Source organism: Herbidospora sakaeratensis, from assembly GCF_001570525.1.
Lineage (GTDB): Bacteria > Actinomycetota > Actinomycetes > Streptosporangiales > Streptosporangiaceae > Herbidospora > Herbidospora sakaeratensis.
On sequence record NZ_BBXC01000008.1, the window covers coordinates 443,814 to 461,562 of the forward strand.

At 71.0% G+C, this 17,749-nt stretch carries 15 protein-coding genes; 6 read left to right on the plus strand and 9 right to left on the minus strand.

All coding sequences use genetic code 11. From position 1 onward, the window contains the following. Nucleotides 1–2,523 (minus strand): valine--tRNA ligase, encoded by a 2,523-nt coding sequence (valS, locus tag AW271_RS07835; RefSeq protein WP_062334142.1) that lies wholly within the window; start codon nt 2,521–2,523, stop codon nt 1–3. 68 nt (nt 2,524–2,591) lie between these two features. Here valS and AW271_RS07840 point away from each other — a divergent pair, with 68 nt between their 5' ends. Next, the gene (locus tag AW271_RS07840) at nt 2,592–2,891 is read left to right on the plus strand and encodes a DUF4235 domain-containing protein (protein WP_062334145.1); all 300 of its coding nucleotides are present in this window, start codon (nt 2,592–2,594) and stop codon (nt 2,889–2,891) included. A gap of 38 nt (nt 2,892–2,929) precedes the next feature. Here the strand turns inward: AW271_RS07840 and AW271_RS07845 are convergent, their stop codons facing one another. From AW271_RS07845 to AW271_RS07865, 5 genes are all read right to left on the minus strand, one after another. After that, nucleotides 2,930–4,303, minus strand: coding sequence for an alpha,alpha-trehalose-phosphate synthase (UDP-forming) (locus tag AW271_RS07845; protein WP_062334148.1), 1,374 nt, complete (start codon nt 4,301–4,303; stop codon nt 2,930–2,932). A gap of 161 nt (nt 4,304–4,464) precedes the next feature. Then, nucleotides 4,465–5,262 (minus strand): hypothetical protein, encoded by a 798-nt coding sequence (locus AW271_RS07850; RefSeq protein WP_062334151.1) that lies wholly within the window; start codon nt 5,260–5,262, stop codon nt 4,465–4,467. Between the two features lie 19 nt (nt 5,263–5,281). Further along, on the minus strand, nt 5,282–5,581 hold the full coding sequence (locus AW271_RS07855) for a DUF4193 domain-containing protein (protein WP_030454398.1): 300 nt from the start codon (nt 5,579–5,581) through the stop codon (nt 5,282–5,284). A 233-nt stretch (nt 5,582–5,814) separates the two neighbouring features. Continuing rightward, nucleotides 5,815–7,089, minus strand: a complete 1,275-nt coding sequence (locus tag AW271_RS07860) for a sensor histidine kinase (RefSeq protein WP_062335280.1) — start codon at nt 7,087–7,089, stop codon at nt 5,815–5,817. 59 nt (nt 7,090–7,148) lie between these two features. Further along, complete coding sequence (locus tag AW271_RS07865; RefSeq protein ID WP_062334155.1) at nt 7,149–7,802, minus strand: response regulator transcription factor; 654 nt, start codon at nt 7,800–7,802, stop codon at nt 7,149–7,151. A 192-nt stretch (nt 7,803–7,994) separates the two neighbouring features. Between AW271_RS07865 and AW271_RS40585 the strand changes: the two genes are divergently transcribed. After that, the gene (locus AW271_RS40585) at nt 7,995–8,159 is read left to right on the plus strand and encodes a hypothetical protein (RefSeq protein WP_169806295.1); all 165 of its coding nucleotides are present in this window, start codon (nt 7,995–7,997) and stop codon (nt 8,157–8,159) included. A gap of 132 nt (nt 8,160–8,291) precedes the next feature. Here AW271_RS40585 and AW271_RS07870 read toward each other — a convergent pair whose 3' ends face one another. Both AW271_RS07870 and AW271_RS07875 read right to left on the minus strand, forming a co-directional pair. Further along, a complete protein-coding gene (locus tag AW271_RS07870; RefSeq protein WP_062334158.1) occupies nt 8,292–9,101 on the minus strand; it encodes an inositol monophosphatase family protein in 810 nt (269 codons plus the stop codon). A 70-nt stretch (nt 9,102–9,171) separates the two neighbouring features. Next, nucleotides 9,172–11,097, minus strand: coding sequence for a S9 family peptidase (locus AW271_RS07875; RefSeq protein ID WP_062334160.1), 1,926 nt, complete (start codon nt 11,095–11,097; stop codon nt 9,172–9,174). Between the two features lie 30 nt (nt 11,098–11,127). Here AW271_RS07875 and AW271_RS07880 point away from each other — a divergent pair, with 30 nt between their 5' ends. Continuing rightward, nucleotides 11,128–12,105 carry a ferrochelatase gene (locus AW271_RS07880; RefSeq protein ID WP_062334163.1) on the plus strand — a complete coding sequence of 326 codons (978 nt, stop codon included), beginning with the start codon at nt 11,128–11,130 and terminating at the stop codon, nt 12,103–12,105. On the opposite strand, the gene AW271_RS07885 is transcribed toward AW271_RS07880, so the two are convergent. Beyond that, nucleotides 12,067–13,221, minus strand: a complete 1,155-nt coding sequence (locus AW271_RS07885; protein ID WP_062334166.1) for a lytic transglycosylase domain-containing protein — start codon at nt 13,219–13,221, stop codon at nt 12,067–12,069. The genes AW271_RS07880 and AW271_RS07885 overlap by 39 nt on opposite strands. Nucleotides 13,222–13,394: 173 nt before the next feature. Here AW271_RS07885 and AW271_RS07890 point away from each other — a divergent pair, with 173 nt between their 5' ends. The 3 genes from AW271_RS07890 to sepH all read left to right on the plus strand — a co-directional run. After that, nucleotides 13,395–14,597 (plus strand): MFS transporter, encoded by a 1,203-nt coding sequence (locus tag AW271_RS07890; RefSeq protein ID WP_062334169.1) that lies wholly within the window; start codon nt 13,395–13,397, stop codon nt 14,595–14,597. Beyond that, the gene (locus AW271_RS07895; RefSeq protein WP_062334172.1) at nt 14,594–15,871 is read left to right on the plus strand and encodes a D-arabinono-1,4-lactone oxidase; all 1,278 of its coding nucleotides are present in this window, start codon (nt 14,594–14,596) and stop codon (nt 15,869–15,871) included. Before AW271_RS07890 ends, AW271_RS07895 begins: the two co-directional genes overlap by 4 nt. A gap of 319 nt (nt 15,872–16,190) precedes the next feature. After that, nucleotides 16,191–17,749: septation protein SepH (sepH, locus tag AW271_RS41075; RefSeq protein ID WP_062334174.1), on the plus strand; the 1,559-nt coding region annotated here is incomplete at its 3' end.

A 17,749-nucleotide genomic window follows, 5' to 3' on the forward strand; every position in this document is an offset into this window, starting at 1 on the left:
TTAGGCTTCTTCGAGGACGGTGTTGACCACCAGCGGGCCTTCGGCCGTCTCGAGCACGAACTCCTCGACGTTGCCCGCCGCGCACAGGTCGTCCTGGGCGAGCCTGACCAGGTCGGCCTTCTCGCCGCGCACGTCGAGCCGGGTCACCTCGGCCCGCATCGACACCTTGGCCGCCGACTTGGCCTTGCGCACCCGCGCCAGCACGTCGGCCACCGCTTCGAGCACCTCGGGGTCGCCGCCGCGACCGGCGACGGCCGGCCAGGCGGCGGTGTGGACGGAGCCCTCCCGCCACCACGACCAGACCTCCTCGGTCACGAACGGCAGGAACGGCGCGAACAGCCGCAGCAGGGTGTCGAGCGCGGCGCGCAGCGCGACCACGGCCGAGGCGTCGCCGTCGTAGGCACGCGCCTTGACCAGTTCGAGGTGGTCGTCGCAGAACGCCCAGAAGAACCGCTCGGTGCGTTCGAGGGCCTTGGTGTAGTCGAACGCCTCGAAGGCGCGGGTGGCGTCGCGCACCACCTCGTCGAGGGCGGCCAGCATCGACAGGTCGAGCGGCGCGGTGACCTCGCCGGGGTTGTCGTCGAAGGAGAGCACGAACTTCGACGCGTTGAGGATCTTGATGGCCAGACGGCGGCCGATCTTGATCATCCCGGTGTCGAAGGTGGTGTCGGTGCCCGGACGGCCGTTGGCGGCCCAGTAGCGGACGGCGTCGGAGCCGTACTCCTCCAGCAGGCCCATGGGCGTGACCACGTTGCCCTTGGACTTCGACATCTTCTTGCGGTCGGGGTCGAGGATCCAGCCCGAGATGGCGGCGTGCTTCCACGGCAGCACGCCTTCCTCCTGGTGGGCCCGGACCATCGTGGAGAACAACCAGGTGCGGATGATCTCGTGGGCCTGGGGCCGCAGGTCCATCGGGAAGACCCGCCGGAACAGGTCGGCGTCGCGCTCCCAGCCGCCCGCGATCTGCGGGGTCAGCGACGAGGTCGCCCAGGTGTCCATGACGTCGGGGTCGCCGGCGAAGCCGAAGGGCTTGCCGCGCAGGTCTTCGGTGAAACCGGGCGGCACGTCGCTCGACGGGTCGATCGGCAACATGCTCTCGGGCGGCACGATCGGCGCCTCGTAGACGATCTCGCCCTCGGAGTCGAGCTGGTACCAGACCGGGATGGGCACGCCGAAGAACCGCTGCCGGGAGATCAGCCAGTCGCCGGCCAGCCCCTCGACCCAGTTGTCGTAGCGGACCCGCATGTGGGCGGGGTGCCAGATCAGCTCGCGGCCCCGGTCGAGCATCTCCCAGCGCAGCTTGGCGTCGCGGCCGCCGTTGCGGATGTACCACTGGCGGGTGGTCACGATCTCGAGCGGCTTGTCGCCCTTCTCGTAGAACTTGACCGGCCGCTTCACCGGCCGCGGTTGCCCTTCGAGCTCACCGCTCGCGGCGAGCATCTCGACGATGCGCTCGCGCGCGCCGTGCATGGTCTTCCCGGCCAGTTCCTTGTACGGCTCCGCGTCCACGCCCTCCGGGGCGTCCGGCAGCATCCGGCCGTCCCAGCCGACCACGGCGCGGGTGGGCAGTTCGAGCTCCCGCCACCAGGTGACGTCGGTGACGTCGCCGAAGGTGCAGATCATCGCGATGCCCGAGCCCTTGTCGGGTTCGGCCAGGTGGTGGGCGAGGACCGGCACCTCGGCCCCGAAGACGGGCGTGCGCACGGTCGAGCCGAACAGCGGCCGGTAGCGCTCGTCGTCGGGGTGGGCGACCAGCGCCACGCAGGCCGGGATCAGCTCGGGCCGGGTCGTCTCGATCCACACCCGGCCGGAGAACCCCTGCGCCTGCTGCTCGGGCGACAGGTGGAAGGCGATGCGGTGGAAGGCGCCCGGCCACTCGCGGTCTTCGAGCTCGGCCTGGGCGACGGCGGTGCGGAAGGTGACGTCCCACAGGGTCGGGGCCTCGGCCAGGTAGGCCTGCCCGCGCTCCAGGTTGCGCAGGAACGCGCGCTGCGAGGTCGCCCGGGCGCCCGCGTCGATGGTCTGGTAGGTCATCGACCAGTCGACCGACAACCCGAGCCGCCGCCAGAGCTCCTCGAACGCCTTCTCGTCGTCGACGGTCAGCCGCTCGCAGAGCTCGATGAAGTTGCGCCGCGAGATCGGCACCTGCTGCTTGCCGGGCTTGTCGGGCGGCTGGAAATCGGGGTCGTAGGGCACCGAGGGGTCGCACCGGACGCCGAAGACGATCTGCACCCGGCGCTCGGTCGGCAGGCCGTTGTCGTCCCATCCCATGGGGTAGAAGACGGCCTTGCCGCGCATGCGCTGGAACCGCGCGATCGTGTCGGTGTGGGTATAGGAGAAGACGTGGCCGACGTGGAGTGATCCGGAGACGGTGGGAGGCGGCGTGTCGATCGAGAAGATCTGCTCACGCGGGCGGGTCCGGTCGAACCGGTAGAGGTCGTCGGCGGCCCAGCGGGCTACCCATGCCTGCTCCAAGCCGTCGAGGGAGGGCCTGTCGGGGGGCAGTGGTCGCTGAGTCGTCATGCCACCAGATGTTATGGCGTACGGGCCGGGCGGACGCAGCAGAATAAGGTCGTTACCGAGGAGGGATCATGGCGGGTAAGGAAGAGAAACCGGACATGCAGTGGCGCATCGTCGGCGGCCTGGTGGGGCTGGCCGTCGGTTTCGTCGCCAAGAAGGCCCTGTCCTTCGCCTGGGAGAAGGCCACCGGCCGCAAGCCCCCGGCCAGCGTCGACTCCCCCGACGTGAGCCTCGGCGAGGCCATCGCCTACGCGGTCGTGATGGGGCTGGGCATGGAGGTCACCCGCATCGTCGCCACCCGGGCCGCGGCGAAGCGCTGGAAGAACTGGAAGGACATGGCCCAGGACGTCGCCGAAGAGATCAAAGACTAGCTTTCGAACAGGCGGCCTTTCTCCCGAAAGGCCGCCTTTCAGGCTTCGAGGTCCTTGAGGAAGTCGCTGGCCCAGCGGTCGACGTCGTGGGTGGCGACGCGGCGGCGCAGGGAGCGCATCCGGCGGCCGAGCTCGTGCGGCGGCTCGTGCATGGCGGTCATCATGGCCCGCTTCATGCCGTCGATGTCGTAGGGGTTGACCAGGTAGGCGTGCTTGAGCTCGTCGGCGGCGCCGGCGAACTCGCTCAGCACCAGCGCCCCGCGCAGGTCGTGGCGGCAGGCGACGTACTCCTTGGCCACCAGGTTCATGCCGTCGCGCAGCGGCGTCACGACCATGACGTCGGCCGCGCAGTAGAGCGCCGCCAGCTCCTCGCGGTTGTACGACTGGTGCATATAGTTGATCGGCGACCAGCCGAACAGGCCGTACTCCCCGTTGAGGCGGCCGACCTGGAGCTCGATGTCGTTGCGCAGCCGGATGTACTCCTCGACCCGCTCGCGGGTGGGCGTGGCGATCTGCACGAACACCGCCTCGCCGGGCTCGATCCGGCCCTCGGCGAGCAGCTCGCCGTACGCCTTGAGGCGCTGGCCGATGCCCTTGGTGTAGTCGAGCCGGTCGACGCCGAGCAGCACGTGGTCGGGGTTGCCGAGCTCGGCCCGGATCTCCTTGGCCCGCGTCATGATGTGGGGCTCGCGGACCAACTGGTCGAGGGAGCCGAAGTCGACCGATATCGGGTAGGCCTCGGCCCGCACGATCCGGTCGTCGACCTGGATCTCGTTGCGGCTGGCCGGCAGGTTGAGCACCCGCCGGGCGAGCCGGACGAAGTTGGAGGCGCCGCCGGGACGCTGGAACCCCACGAGGTCGGCGCCGAGCAGCCCTTCGAGGATCTCCTTGCGCCACGGGAGCTGCCAGAACAGCTCGGCGGGCGGGAAGGGGATGTGCAGGAAGAAGCCGATCTTCAGGTCGGGCCGCAGCTTGCGCAGCATCGCCGGCACCAGCTGGAGCTGGTAGTCCTGGATCCACACGACCGCCCCGGGGGCCGCCGCGTCGGCCGCCGCCCGCGCGAACCGGTCGTTCACCGCCCTGTACGCGTCCCAGAGCACCCGCGAGTAGACGGGGGTCGCCACGACGTCGTGGTAGAGGGGCCACAAGGTGGCGTTGGAGAAGCCCTCGTAGTAGAACTCGACCTCGAGCTGCGACAACGGCACGGGGATGAGGTGCATCCCGTCGTGGTCGAACGGCTTGAGCTCTTCGCCGGCCGCGCCGTGCCACCCGAGCCAGGCCCCGTCTCTCCGCTGCATCACCGGAGCGATCGCGGTCACGAGGCCGCCTGGACTGCGACGCCATTGTTTCTCGCCCACACGGTCGACCGGCAACCGGTTCGCGACGATCAGGAACGAGCTGGTGCCACGCATGAGCCCTCCAGTTATCGCCTTACGACAACCATACGTAAGGTCCCCGGAACCGCCCATACCCCCATCGACGTGCACAATTCATTACGTCAAGTGTGAGAATGATCTCCTGCAGGTCGTGACCTGTTACCGAATGGTTTAGACCATATGGTAACGGTTTGATATCAGCCCTGCGGAGCGGGGGGAAGACCCCGCTGACGGCGCAGATCGGTGCGCACCGCCTGGGCCAGCCGCTTGGTGGCGAGCCGGTTGAGCGCCCCGCCGGCCACGGCGCCGGTGAGGAAGGGGCCGAGGGTGGTCAGGTGGCGGCCGAGGGTCCGCATGAGCCGGTTGCGCAGCGAGGTCTTGGCGGCCGCCCCGAGGGCGAGCGTGACCGACGCGGGCTTCAGGGGGTCGACCCCACGCTGCTTGGACCAGGCGATGGCGAACTGCGCCGCCCGGGTGGGCCCCGTGCCGGGCACCTGCACGCCGTAGACCTCGTGGAGCTCGCCCAGCAGCTTGACCTCGATGGCGGCCACGACGACGGTCTCGGCGACGAGCTGCGCCGGGGCGGAGAGGAGGAGAGGGGGCGCGGCGAACTCCGCCGCGGCCAGTGCGCCGCCCACGGCGCCGACGGCCATCGTGGCCTTCGTCGCGGTGCGGACGAGGTCGTCTGCCAGCTGTTCGCCGGTCAGACCGTAGTGATGCTCCTGCAGGGTCGCCAGGTCGCGGATCGGCAGCCGCGTGGCGACGTTCATGAACAGGTCGGCCAGCCAGCGGCCGCGGCCGACCCCGCTGGCACTCGCCTTCCTGGCGGACGTGGCCAGTGCCCCGCTGAGGCGGCCGAGCAGCCTGCGCCGCTCGGCGCCGTCAGTTTCCCCCGGTACATCCTGGCTGACAAGCTTGCCGATGATGTCGGCGACTTCGTCGTCGCCGTCGCGATCTCTACTCTGATCTCTGGTCTGATCCGCTTCTGAGGACATCAACGGACCCTTCCCGGAATCAGGCTGCGCACTCGCGGCAGACCTGCTGTCCGTTCTTCTCGGAGGCGAGCTGGCTGCGGTGATGCACCAGGAAGCACCGTGAACAGGTGAACTCGTCGGCCTGCCGAGGGATCACTCGGAGCGAGAGCTCCTCGTTCGACAGGTCAGCCCCCGGCAGCTCGAGCGACTCGGCCAGATCGGTCTCGTCGATGTCGATGCTGCCCGACGACTTGTCGCTGCGCCGCGCCTGGAGTTCCTGAAGGCTGTCTTCGCTCAGGTCGTCGTCAGTCTTGCGCGGGCTGTCGTAGTCGGTAGCCATTTGCGTACTCCATCCCCCTCATCTGTATCTCTGACGCTTCGGGAGGGTGGCGCCCATACCGGGCAATCGGTACCCCGGATGAATGGACGCTGAACCTCCCGCCTCGCGAGGGTGTTCCCCACCTCGGCTCCGGTTAGCCAAATATGGCGAAACCACAGCATTGGCGGGATGACCCACCGCGTTCGACGGCACATCCAACCACATTGCGCGAGTGGATGTGCAGCAGGGCACGATCACCGCGCCGAGGGAGTCGTCGCGGGGGCCGAGCCAGGCAGTCGCACCGTCACCACGAGGCCGCCGCCGTCACGCGGGACCGCCGTGACCGTCCCCCCGTGGGCGCGCACGATGGCGCGCACGATGGACAGTCCCAGTCCGGCCCCCTTGGCCGACTCGATCCGGTCGGCGTGCAGCCGCCGGAAGGGCTCGAAGAGCGCGTCGACCTCGTAGGCCGGGACCAGAATGCCGGTGTTGGCGACCTGAACAACGGAGGCCCCGTCGACGATTCCCGATCGCACCCAGACTTTTCCGCCGGACCCGTTGTTGTACTTGACCGCGTTCTCGACCAGGTTGCTGACGCACCGTTCGAGCAGCACCGGATCGCCGGTGGCCTGGGCGGGGTGGAGGTCGTACTCGACGTCGACGCCCTCTTCGGCGGCGAAGGGCGCGAGCTGGTCGACGGCGGTCTTCACGACGTCCTGGACGTCGACCGACTTGCGCACCGACAGGTCGCGTTCGCTGCGGGCCAGCAGCAGCAGGCCCTCGATGAGGCGCTCGTGCCGGGCGTTGGTGCCGAGCAGGGTCCGGCCGAGCACCTTGAGGTCGTCGGAGGCCTCGGGGTCGGACAGGGCCACCTCCAGGACGGTCCGGTTGATCGCCAGCGGCGTGCGGAGCTCGTGGGAGGCGTTGCCGACGAACCGCCGCTGGGCGTCGAAGGCGCTGTTGAGGCGGGTGAGCATGGCGTCGAAGGTGTCGGCCAGCTCCTTCAGCTCGTCGTCGGGGCCCTGGAGGTCGATGCGCTCGTGGGCCAGCGAGGTGTCCGACAGCCGGCGGGCGGTGGCGGTCATCTGCATGACGGGCCGCAGCGCCCGGTCGGCCACGACGTAGCCGAGGATCAGCGCCAGGATGCCCACCCCGAGCAGGGCCATCAGCGACCGCTGGAGCACGTAGGTCTGCGCGACCTCGATCGACTCCAGCCGCTTGCTGTTCCAGAACTCCTGGATGTACGGCTCGACGTCGCCGAGCGGCGGCCAGGCGTCCTTGATGGCCCAGCCGACCAGCGAGTACATGACGAACATCAGCAGCGCCCCGGCCGCGAAGAACATCGCGCCGTAGGTGATGGTGAGGCGCCAGCGGATGCTGAGGCGGCTCGACAGCGCCTTGACCTGGTCGGCGATGCCCGGCCGGACCGGGTTGGGGTCGCCGGGCGGCGGGCCGTCCCAGGCGGGCGGGCCGCTCGGCGGCGGGGGCTGCTGGCTCCGGTAGGGGCCGGTGCCCACCGGCGAGGTCATCCGGTTACCTGGCTTGGGGCGCTCCGTGGTCACCTCTTCTTTGCGTTCGGTCCAGTCGGTCACAGCTTGTACCCCACTCCAGGCACCGTCTCGATCACCTGGGGCTCGCCCAGCTTCTTCCGCAGCGTCATCATCGTCACCCGGACCACGTTGGTGAACGGGTCGATGTTCTCGTCCCACGCCTTGTCGAGCAGATCCTCCTGGCTGACCACGGCCCCCTCGGCGCGCAGCAGCTCCTCCAGGACGGCGAACTCCTTCTTGGTCAGCGTGATCTCGCCGCCGTCACGGGTGACCAGGCGTTTGCCGGGGTCGAGCCGGATGCCCGCACGCTCCAGCACCGGCGGCAGCGCGGAGGCCGACCGCCGCCCCAGCGCCCGCACCCGCGCCACCAGCTCCATGAACACGAACGGCTTGGCCAGGTAGTCGTCGGCCCCCAGCTCCAGGCCCTCGACCTTGTCGTCGACGTCGCCGCTGGCCGTCAGCATGATGATCCGCGAGGCGGTGCGCTGGGCCACCAGCCGCCGGGCCACCTCGTCGCCGTGCACCTTGGGCAGGTCGCGGTCGAGCACGATCACGTCGTAGTCGATGTAGCCCGTCTTCTCCAGGGCCGCGGCGCCGTCATAGGCCACGTCGACGGCCATCGCCTCCCGGCGCAGACCGGTCGCGATCGCGTCGGCGAGCACGCGCTCGTCCTCCACCACAAGCACCCGCATCGGGCTTCCTCCTTCATCAGGTGGCTTCATTCTCGCGGCAGTGACCGTAAGTGCACGGTAAGCCTCACGCTGAGATGGAGAAATTTCCATGTTTAGGCGTTTAAGCGGAGTGGGTAGAGGTGGTCATACCCCCGAGCCTTCGCGTCCGCTTCCGCGTCGGCTCGATGAAACCCCCACAGGAAAGAAGGTGAGATGGGCGAGTTCACGACGACGATCGAAACCCGGCTCGACCAGGCCTACAAGGGACTCCAGGAGGCCGAGTCGTCCGGCGACGATTTCCTCGCCGACACCCTCACCGCCGAGATCGAAGATCTTCGGAGGCTGGCCGACGACCACGGCATCCCTCTTCAGCGCTGACTGACCCAGGCTGAACTCCGAGCAGCAAAGCGGACCCCGCCCGGCCTAACAGGCCGGGCGGGGTCCGCGTTTCGAATCTGCCCAATGGACAGGACCCCGCCCGGCTCAACAGGCCGGGCGGGGTCTCGTCTTCTACAGGTCCCTCTCGGGGTCGAGCGGCAGCAGCAGGTCGTGCAGTTGCCCGAAGAGCTCGGGCGCGGCGGCCAGCCCCATTTCGATGTTGTACGCCGTCCCGCGCAGCCCCCCGACCCGCGCGCCCGCCTCCTGGGCGATCAGCCCGCCGGCGGCGTGGTCCCAGTAGTTGGTGCCGCGCTCGTAGTAGGCGTCCACCCGCCCGGCCGCCACCGAGCACAGGTCGACCGCGCACGACCCGCCCCGCCGGATGTCCCGCACCCGGGGCAGCACCTCGGCCAGCACCCGCGCCTGGACGGCCCGCCGCCCGGCGGCGTACCCGAAGCCGGTCGCGACCAGCGCCCGGTCGAGCGGCACCCCGGTCGAGCAGGCGATCGGCCGCTCGTTGAGGAAGGCCCCGCCGCCGCGCACGGCCGTGAAGACCTCGCCCATCGGCGGCACGTTGACCACCCCGGCCACGACCTCGCCGTCGACCTCGACGGCGATCGAGACCGCCCAGGCGGGCAGCCCGTAGAGGAAGTTGACGGTTCCGTCGATGGGGTCGACGACCCACCGCGCGTCGCCCGCGCCGGGCGTGTCGCCGCCCTCCTCGCCGAGGATCGCGTCGTCGGGGCGGTTCTCGGCGATCCGGGCCCGGATCAGGTCCTCGGCGGCGCGGTCGAGGGCGGTCACGACGTCGGTGGGGCTGGACTTGGTCTCCACCACTTCGGGGCGGGCCGAGAGCGCGGCTCGTTCGGCGAGGAGCAGGTCGCCCGCCTCGATCGCGATGCTCCGGGCGAGATCGAGGAATTTGTCCGGGTTCAGCGGCATGCGGCCAGGTTATCGAGGCCGGTGGAACGGCAGGTTTCGCACCGGCCTCGCTGTCGTCAACGGGCGGCGGTCAGGCCACCGTGTCGGGCCGGCGCCACTCCTCGCCCAGCACGTGGTGGGCCAGGAAGGCGAAGATCGTCTCGTACCAGGCGAGGGTGTTGCCCGGCTTGAGGATCCAGTGGTTCTCGTCGGGGAAGTAGAGGAACTTGGCCTCGGCCCCCGTGCGCTGGAGGTCCCACCAGAGCCGCAGGGCCTCGCCGATCGGGACGCGGTAGTCCTTGTCCCCGTGGATGACCAGCATCGGTGTGGTGATCTGGTCGAGCGAACGATGGGGCGACAGGCGCTCGTAGCGGGGCGAGCCCGGCAGGCCGAACTCGCGCTGCCAGTACGACGAGACGTCGGTCGTGCCGGCGAACTGGTCGAGGTTCCACAACGAGGCGTGGGTGACGATCGCCTTGAAGCGGGCGGTGTGGCCGGCCACCCAGTTGGCCATGTAGCCGCCGAACGAGCCACCCATCGCGGCGGTGCGGGTCTCGTCGACCTCGGGGAGCTTGCAGGCGGCGTCGGTGATCGCCATCAGGTCGCCGTGGGTCACCGGGCCCCACTCGCCCCAGCCGCGGTCGATCATCTCCTGGCCGTAGCCGGTCGACATGGCGGGGTCGGGCAGCAGGACGGCGTAGCCCCGGGCGGCCATGATCCACGGGTTCCAGCGCCACGACCAGTCGTTCCAGCTGCCGAGCGGGCCGCCGTGGATCCACAGCAGCAGCGGGGCGGGCGTCTCGGCGGCGGGCAGCACCAGCCAGGCACGGATCTCGGTGCCGTCGTCGGCGGTGGCGGTGATCTCGGTGAGCGTGCCGGGCAGGTCGGGGACCGGGGTCGGCGACGGCAGCACGACGTAGCCGCCGTCGACCAGCTCCACCGGCACCGGCGGGTGGTCGACGGCGCCGCGCAGGGCGTAGACCGTGCCGTCGGGGGCCACGTTGATCTCGGTGTACGCGCCGTGGTCGGAGGTGACCCGGCGGCGTTCGCCGTCGAGGGACACCGCGAAGATCGGGCGGCGGCCGCGGTCGTCGCAGGCGGCGTACAGGAAAGAGGAGTCGGGGGCCCAGGCCAGAGAGTAGGCGGAGTCGCCCAGGGCGCGCTGGTCGCCGGTCTCCAGGTCGATCAGCCAGACCTCGCCCCTGGCCGACACCGTCTCGGAGGTGAGGCGCTCGCGGTGGCAGGCCACGTGGCGGCCGTCGGGCGAGATCACGATCGGGCCCTCGAAGTTGTGGTCGTCGTCGCTCGCCAGCACCCGGCGCTCCCCGCCCGCCAGGGCGACCACGCGGGCGCGGTAGTCGCCGCCCGGGAGGTCGTCGCGCCACAACGCCACGACGGTCGTGCCGTCGGGGGTGACGTCGAAGGCGGTGCGCTGGAGGGCGTTCCCGGCGTCGGGGGCCAGGTCGCCGTGCTCCACCGAGAACAGCCGGGGGCTGCCGGGGCCGAGGTCGTGGTCCCAGAAGCGGACCGGGTAGCCCTCGTGGAGGAGCGCGGTGATGCCGGCCTCCTCACGCTCCTTGCGGCGCTCGCGCTCCGACTCGGGGTCGCCGGGGAGCACGTCGGCGAGGAAGACGATCGCCGAGCCGCCGGCCCGCACGCCGGAGATCCCTCCGGGGCGGGTGGCCAGGCGGCGGGCCTCGCCGGTCTTCGGCAGCAGCCACAGGGCGGGCTTGTCGTCGGCGTCCTTCTCGGCGGGGTCGGGGCGGGCGGAGACGAAGAGCAGGTCGCCGCCGGGGGTGAAGGCGGCGCCGCTCTCTCCCTTGGCCGACCGGGTGAGCCGGGTCGGCTCGCCGGACGGGTCGAGGGGGATGTCGTAGATCGCGGTGCCGTAACTCTTGCGGTCGGGGTTCAGGGACTGCGTGACGGCCACGAGCCGGGAGCCGTCGGGGGCGAGTCGCAGCGACGCCGTCCGCGGGACGGCGACGAAGTCACGCACATCCTGGAAGATCGAGCTCATCGTTCGAACCTACCCCCCTAAGCTGGGCACATGGGGAACTACGACGCGATCGTCGTGCTGTCGTTCGGCGGGCCCGAACGGCCCGAGGACGTGCTCCCGTTCTTGGAGAACGTGGTGCGCGGACGGGGTGTGCCGCGCGAGCGGCTCCTGGAGGTGGAGGCCCACTACCAGTCGATGGGCGGGGCCAGCCCGATCAACGCGCAGAACCGGGCGCTGATCGAGGAACTGCGGAAGATCGTCGACCTGCCGGTCTACTGGGGCAACCGCAACTGGCACCCCTTCCTGGAGGAGACCGTCGCGCGGATGAAGGCCGACGGGGTCCGGAAGGCGGCGGCGTTCGCGACGGCGGCCACCGCGTCCTATTCCAGCTGCCGGCAGTACCGCGAGGACATCGCGCGGGCCGCCGCCGCGGTGCCCGATGGGCCCGAGCTGGTCAAGATGCGCCACTTCTACGACCATCCGGGGTTCGTGGCGGCCATGGCCGACCGCACCCGCGCGGCCCTCGCCGAGGTCGGCGGCGACGCGCGGCTGGTGTTCACCGCCCACTCGATCCCGGTCTCGATGGCCGGGTCGGCCGGGCCGCGGGGCAACGCCTACGAGCGGCAGCTGCGGGAGGCGTCCGCGCTGGTCGCCGCCGAGGTCGGGGCGGGCGACTTCGACCTGGTCTGGCAGAGCCGCAGCGGGCCGCCGCACATCCCGTGGCTGGAGCCCGACGTCTGCGACCACCTGGAGACCCTCCACGCCAAGGGGGTCGAGTCGGTCGTGCTGGTGCCGATCGGGTTCGTCTCCGACCACATGGAGGTGCTCTACGACCTCGACGTGGAGGCCCGCGACCGGGCCGCCGAGCTCGGCCTGCGGCTGGCCCGCGCGGGCACGGCCGGCACCCACCCGAGGTTCGTCGAGATGATCCGCGACCTGGTGAACGAGCCCGAGCCCACCGCCTGCCCGGTCACCTGCTGCCCGGCGCCCTCACGGGTACGCCCGGGCGTAGGCGGCGGCGAGTCCTAGGACCTTGTTCACGTAGTCCCACGAGTGGTTGTACGCCCACACGGCCTTCCTGAGGCTCTCGCCGCCCCCGGCCGCCCCGGTGGCGCACAGGTAGTTGGCCGCGCCGGGCACGGCGTCGTAGGCGTTCCAGATGTCGGCCACCCCGTCGCCGTCGCCGTCGACGCCGTAGGCCCGCCAGGTGGCCGGCATGAACTGCATCGGGCCGAGGGCGCCGGCCGACGAGGGGCCGTTGTTGCGCCCGTGGCTGCTCTCGACCTGGCCGATCGCCGCCAGGACCGTCCACGACAACCCCGGGCAGACGGCGGCCGACTTCTGGTAGAGCTCCAGATAGCTGGACGGCCGGCCGACGAGGGTGGTCCGGGCGGCGGGCTGCTGCTCCTTCTCCTGCTTGACCGCGCCGATGGACACGACGCTGGAGCCGTCGCCCATCAGCTTGCGGACCCGCGTGCCGTTGACGTTGTCGCCGTGCACGAGCACGACGACGCCGTCGGAGAAGCCGAGCCGCGCCCCGAGGTCCTTGGAGATCAGGCCGTCGATGTTCGGGAAGCCGAGGTCCGCCGAGGCGGCGATGCGCAGCCGGGGGCCGTTGTCGACCTGGTACTCCTTGCCGAGCACCATGCCGAGCCGCTTCATGACGGCCGGGTCGGCGACCACCTCGCCGCGCGCGATGGCGCTCCACACCTCCGGGTGCTGGGCGACCGGCTCGGGCGTCCACGAACGGAACTGGGCCGGTTCGACCGCGAGCAGCTGCAGCGGGTGCCCCGACAGCCTCACCCCGCCCCCGCCCACCAGGGCGACCTTCTGGACGTGCTTGACCTTGGCGATGCGCAGCACCGTCTCCTGGGGCACCGGGCGGGGCGCGATGCCGAGCAGCTGCGGCGGGGTGACCGGGACGCCGGGCCCGCCGATCTGCCGGGGCGGCGCCGACGGCGCGAGCGGGCCGGGCAGGACGGTCGGCGAGGGCGGGGGCGGCGCGCCCTCATCGGCGGCGGGACGACCGGTGTCGTTGAGGAGGAACACACCGCCGGCGGCGACCGTCACCACAATGGTCGCGGCGAGCCCGGTGACGAGGGCAAGAAGCGGCGTGAACCGGGGATGACGGGGAGCCTGGTTCACGTTGGTACCTTATCGACCGGAAACTCACTTGCCATCCATATCGGCTGTGAGCCATGGTCAGAAGAGTTTCAAGGGGAGTAAGCAGTAGTCGTCCGCGTGCCATCCCATTCCCCCATGGCCGCAGCCGTCATCGGTTCGCCCGGACGCTTGGGAACGGGTAGAGGACTGCTCTCATGCGTACGTATCGAGGTCTGTTCCGCACGCCAGGTGCGAAGGGCTTCGTCATCTCCGGTTTCGTCGGGCGCATCCCCATGTCCATGCTGGGCATCGGGATCACGCTGCTCGTCTCGGCGGTCACCGGATCCATCGCGACGGCGGGCGCCGTCGCGGCCGCCTTCAGTCTCGCCACCGCCGTCGGCGCGCCCGTCATGGGGCGGCTGAGCGACCGCTTCGGGCAGGCGCGCGTCGTCGTGCCGGCCGTGCTCTCGCACGGCGGCGCGCTGGTGGCGCTCATGCTGCTGGCCCACGGCGAGGCGCCGGTGTGGACGTTGTTCGCCGCCGCCGCCCTCGCGGGCCTGTCGGCGGTCCAGCTCGGGTCGATGGTGCGGGCGCGCTGGTCGCACCTGCTCGACGACCCGGCCAAGCTGCACACCGCCTTCTCGTTCGAGTCGGTCGCCGACGAGGTGATCTTCGTCACCGGCCCGGCCTTCACCGCGCTGGTGGCCACGTCCCTGAACGTGTACGCCGGCCTCGTCGTCGCCGTCGTGCTGGCGGTCTCGGGCACCATCGCGTTCTCGCTGCTCAAGTCGAGCCAGCCGCCGATCGTGCGGCACCGGGAGCACCGGGGGTCGCCGATCGCGATCCCGGGCGTGGCGCTGCTGTCGGTCGTGCTGCTCGGCATGGGCGCCGTGTTCGGCACCGTCGACATCGTCACCGTGGCCTTCGCCGAGGAGCACGGCCACAAGGGCGTGGCGGGGCTGCTGCTGGCCTCGTTCAGCGCCGGGTCGATGGTCTCGGGTCTCTGGTACGGCTCCCGCGCCTGGAAGATCACCCTCCGCAGCCGGTTCGTGCGCGGCCTGGGCGTCTTCGCCGTCGGCCTGACCCCGATCGTGCTGATCGGCGAACTGGCCCCGATGGCGCTCGCGTTGTTCTTCGCGGGCCTGGCCATCTCGCCCACCCTGATCACCGGCTTCTCGCTGATCGAGCGGCTGGTCCCGGCCCCGCAGCTCAACGAGGGCATGTCGTGGTTGTCGACCTCGATCGGGTTCGGCGTGGCCATCGGCGCCTGGGCCGGCGGCCACCTGGCGGAGACCTTCGGGGCCTCCAACGCCTACGGCTTCGCCTTCGGCTGCGCCCTGCTGGCCGCGCTCGTGGGACTGCTGGGATCCGGATGGCTACGCACGCCGGTCGTTTCTGAGTATCGTTCACATTCATGACGTTCACGAACTGGGCGGGCAACCAGTCGATCACTCCGGCTGAGACGCGCACGCCCCGTTCGCCCGCCGAGGTCGCCGAAGCGGTGACCGACGCCAAGCGGCAGGGCCGCACGGTCCGCATGATCGGCACGGGCCACTCCTTCACCGGCGTGGCCCTCACCGACGGGATCATGCTCCGGCCCGAGGGCCTGAGCGGGGTCCTGTCGTTCGGCGACGACATCGTCACCGTGGCCGCTGGCACGCCGATCCACCGGCTGAACGTCGAACTCGACCGGCGCGGGCTGGCGCTGGCCAACATGGGCGACATCACGCTCCAGACGGTGGCGGGCGCCGTCCAGACCGGCACCCACGGCAGCGGCCGGGCGGTCGGCGGGCTGGCCGACCAGGTCGCCGCCCTCGATCTCGTCCTGGCCGACGGCTCCACCGCGACGGTCGCCGAGGGCGACCTGTTCGACGCGGCCCGGGTCGGGCTCGGGGCGCTGGGCGTCGTGACGGCGGTGACGTTCCGCGTCGAGCCCGCGTTCCTGCTGCGCAACCAGCGTTCGCCGATGCGGTTCGACGAGATCCTCGAGGCCCTCGACACCCTCACGCTGGAGAACGAGCACCTCGACTTCTTCTGGCTGCCGCACACCGACCTGTGCCTGGTGAAACGCAACAACCGGGCCGACGGGGAGCAGTTCGCGCCGGGCCGGATCCGCACCTGGATCGACGACGTCTTCGTGGAGAACACCCTGTTCGGGGTGGCCAACCGGGTGGGGGCGCGGTTCCCCTCGATCATCCCGCCGGTCAACCGGCTCTCCGGGATGGTGCTCGGCACGTCGGAGAGCTCCGACACGGCGTACAAGGTGTTCACCAGCGTGCGCGAGGTGCGGTTCCTGGAGACCGAGTGGGCGATCCCGCGCCGCCATCTGGCCGACGCCCTCCGGGAGGTGCGGGCCCTGATGGAGCGGTCGCCGTGGCGGATCTCGTTCCCGGTGGAGGTGCGGGTCACGCCGCCCTCGACGGCCTGGCTCTCGACGGCCTACGACCGCGACTCGGCGTACATCGCCTGCCACGTCTACCGGCGCACGCCCAACCCCGGCTACTTCGCCGCCGTCGAGGAGGTCATGACCGGGCTGGGCGGGCGGCCTCACTGGGGCAAGCTGCACAACGCGGACGCCGCCTATCTTTCCCAGGTATATCCTCGTTTCACCGACTTCGTCGCGCTACGTAACCGGCTCGACCCGGACCGGCTCTTCGCCAACGCCTACCTGGACCGTGTCCTGGGCGCCTAGTTCTCCGTTCAGTTGACCCAAGTTCACCTCCATCCGGTACGTCTCACGCGAGAATCCGACCAGGACCCTGAATCGCTTGCTCAACCAGCCCGTCTATAGCAGGGTGAACGCGACAAAGCGAGACACGGGCGGCCGAAGGCCGGTCGTGGTTCGTGCCATGAACCTGCCCAGAAGAAATATGTGACCGGCTTCATGTCGCCTCCGCAGCCCCTGGAGAAGGCGATGTTCGGACATGCCGGGTACGGTGCTTGGAAGGCAACCGGCTCACGCGAGAGACTCAAGGGTCCGGGGGAAGAATTCGCACGACGAAGGGACTCGCATGCAGGAGCTCCGTCTCGTCGCGGTGAGTGAGGACGGCACCTATCTCGTCCTGGCCACGGCCGGGAGGGGTACCCGCTTCACGCTGCCCGTCGACGATCGGCTCCGTGCTGCCGTCCGCGGCAACTTCTCCCGTCTCGGTCAATATGAGATCGAAGTGGAGAGCCCGTTGCGCCCCAAGGAGATCCAGGCCCGGATCCGAGCCGGTGAGACCGCCGAGGAGATCGCCGCCACGGCGGGCATCCCGGTCGAGCGGGTCCGCTGGTTCGAGGGGCCGGTGCTCCAGGAACGCGAATACATGGCCCAGCAGGCCCAGCGCTGCGCCGTCCGCCTCCCCGGCGAGGCGGCCGCCCGCCCCACGCTCGGCGAGCTCGTCGCCGAGCGCCTCACCCGGCGCGGCGTGCCCACCGACGAGATCGACTGGGACTCCTGCAAGCGCGACGACAACCTGTGGCGCATCAAGCTCGGGTACGTCTGGAACGGCCACACCCGCCACGCCGAGTGGCTCTTCGACCCGCGCCGCCGCCACGTCTCCCCCTACGACGACGAGGCGATGCGCCTGTCGGCCGACGACTACGTCGAGCCGCAGGCCGAAGAGGCGACGGTCCGGCCTTTCGTGCCCCGGATCGCGGGCAAGCTCGCCCCCGTCCCGCGCGACTACGACTACGACCTCGCCGAGACGCCGCCGTTAAGGGTCGCCCCGACCGGCAACCTGCCCGACCACTTCTCGCCCCGCTTCACCCCCGAACCGGCCGCCTTCCACGAGCCCGAGCCGCCCCGCGTCACCGCGCCCCACCCGGAACCCCGCTACGCGGAGCCGCCGGTCAGCGCGCCCGCGTCCTACGCGACGCCCGAGCCCCCGGAGCCGCGCCCCGCACCGGCGCCCCACCACCCGGTGGAGCCGCAGGTCAGCACGCCCTCGACGCGCCCGTCGGCCGAACCGCCCGCCGCCGCGCCTCAGGCCCACCGGGCCCCGGAGCCGCAGGCCGGTGCAGCCACGGCGCACCACGCGCCCGAGCCGCAGGCCAGCGCAGCCACGGCTCATCACACGCCCGGCCCGCAGGCCGGCGCGTCCGCGCCGCAGCGCACGCCTGAGCCCGCCGCCGCCCCTGAACCGCCGACCGCCCCGGAACCACAGGGTTCCGCGCCCGCCTCGCCCGAGGTGTCCGGCCCGGCCGCTCCGTCGGCCGTCGCCACCGCGTCGGCCGCGCCGGAGAGCCGCGCGGAGGCGCGGCCGAGCGCGCCCGGTTCGGAGGCGCACCCTGGCGCGCCCGCTTCCGAGTCCCGTCCTGGCACGCCCGACCAGCAGGCTTCCGCCCCGGCCACACCCGAGAACGGATCGGCCACGCCTGAGGAGCAGCAGGTCACGGAGCCGCAGGCCCCCGCCGCCACGCCTCAGGCCGCCGCCACTCCCTCGGCGCCTGCCGCCACTCCGGAGGCCGACGCCCCGGCGACCGCACCGGCCGCTCCGCAGACCACCGCTCCGGTGACCCCTGCGGCCGCCGCCACCACGCCCGCTTCTCAGCCCGCCCCGGAAACCCCGGCCCCGCAGGCCGCGCC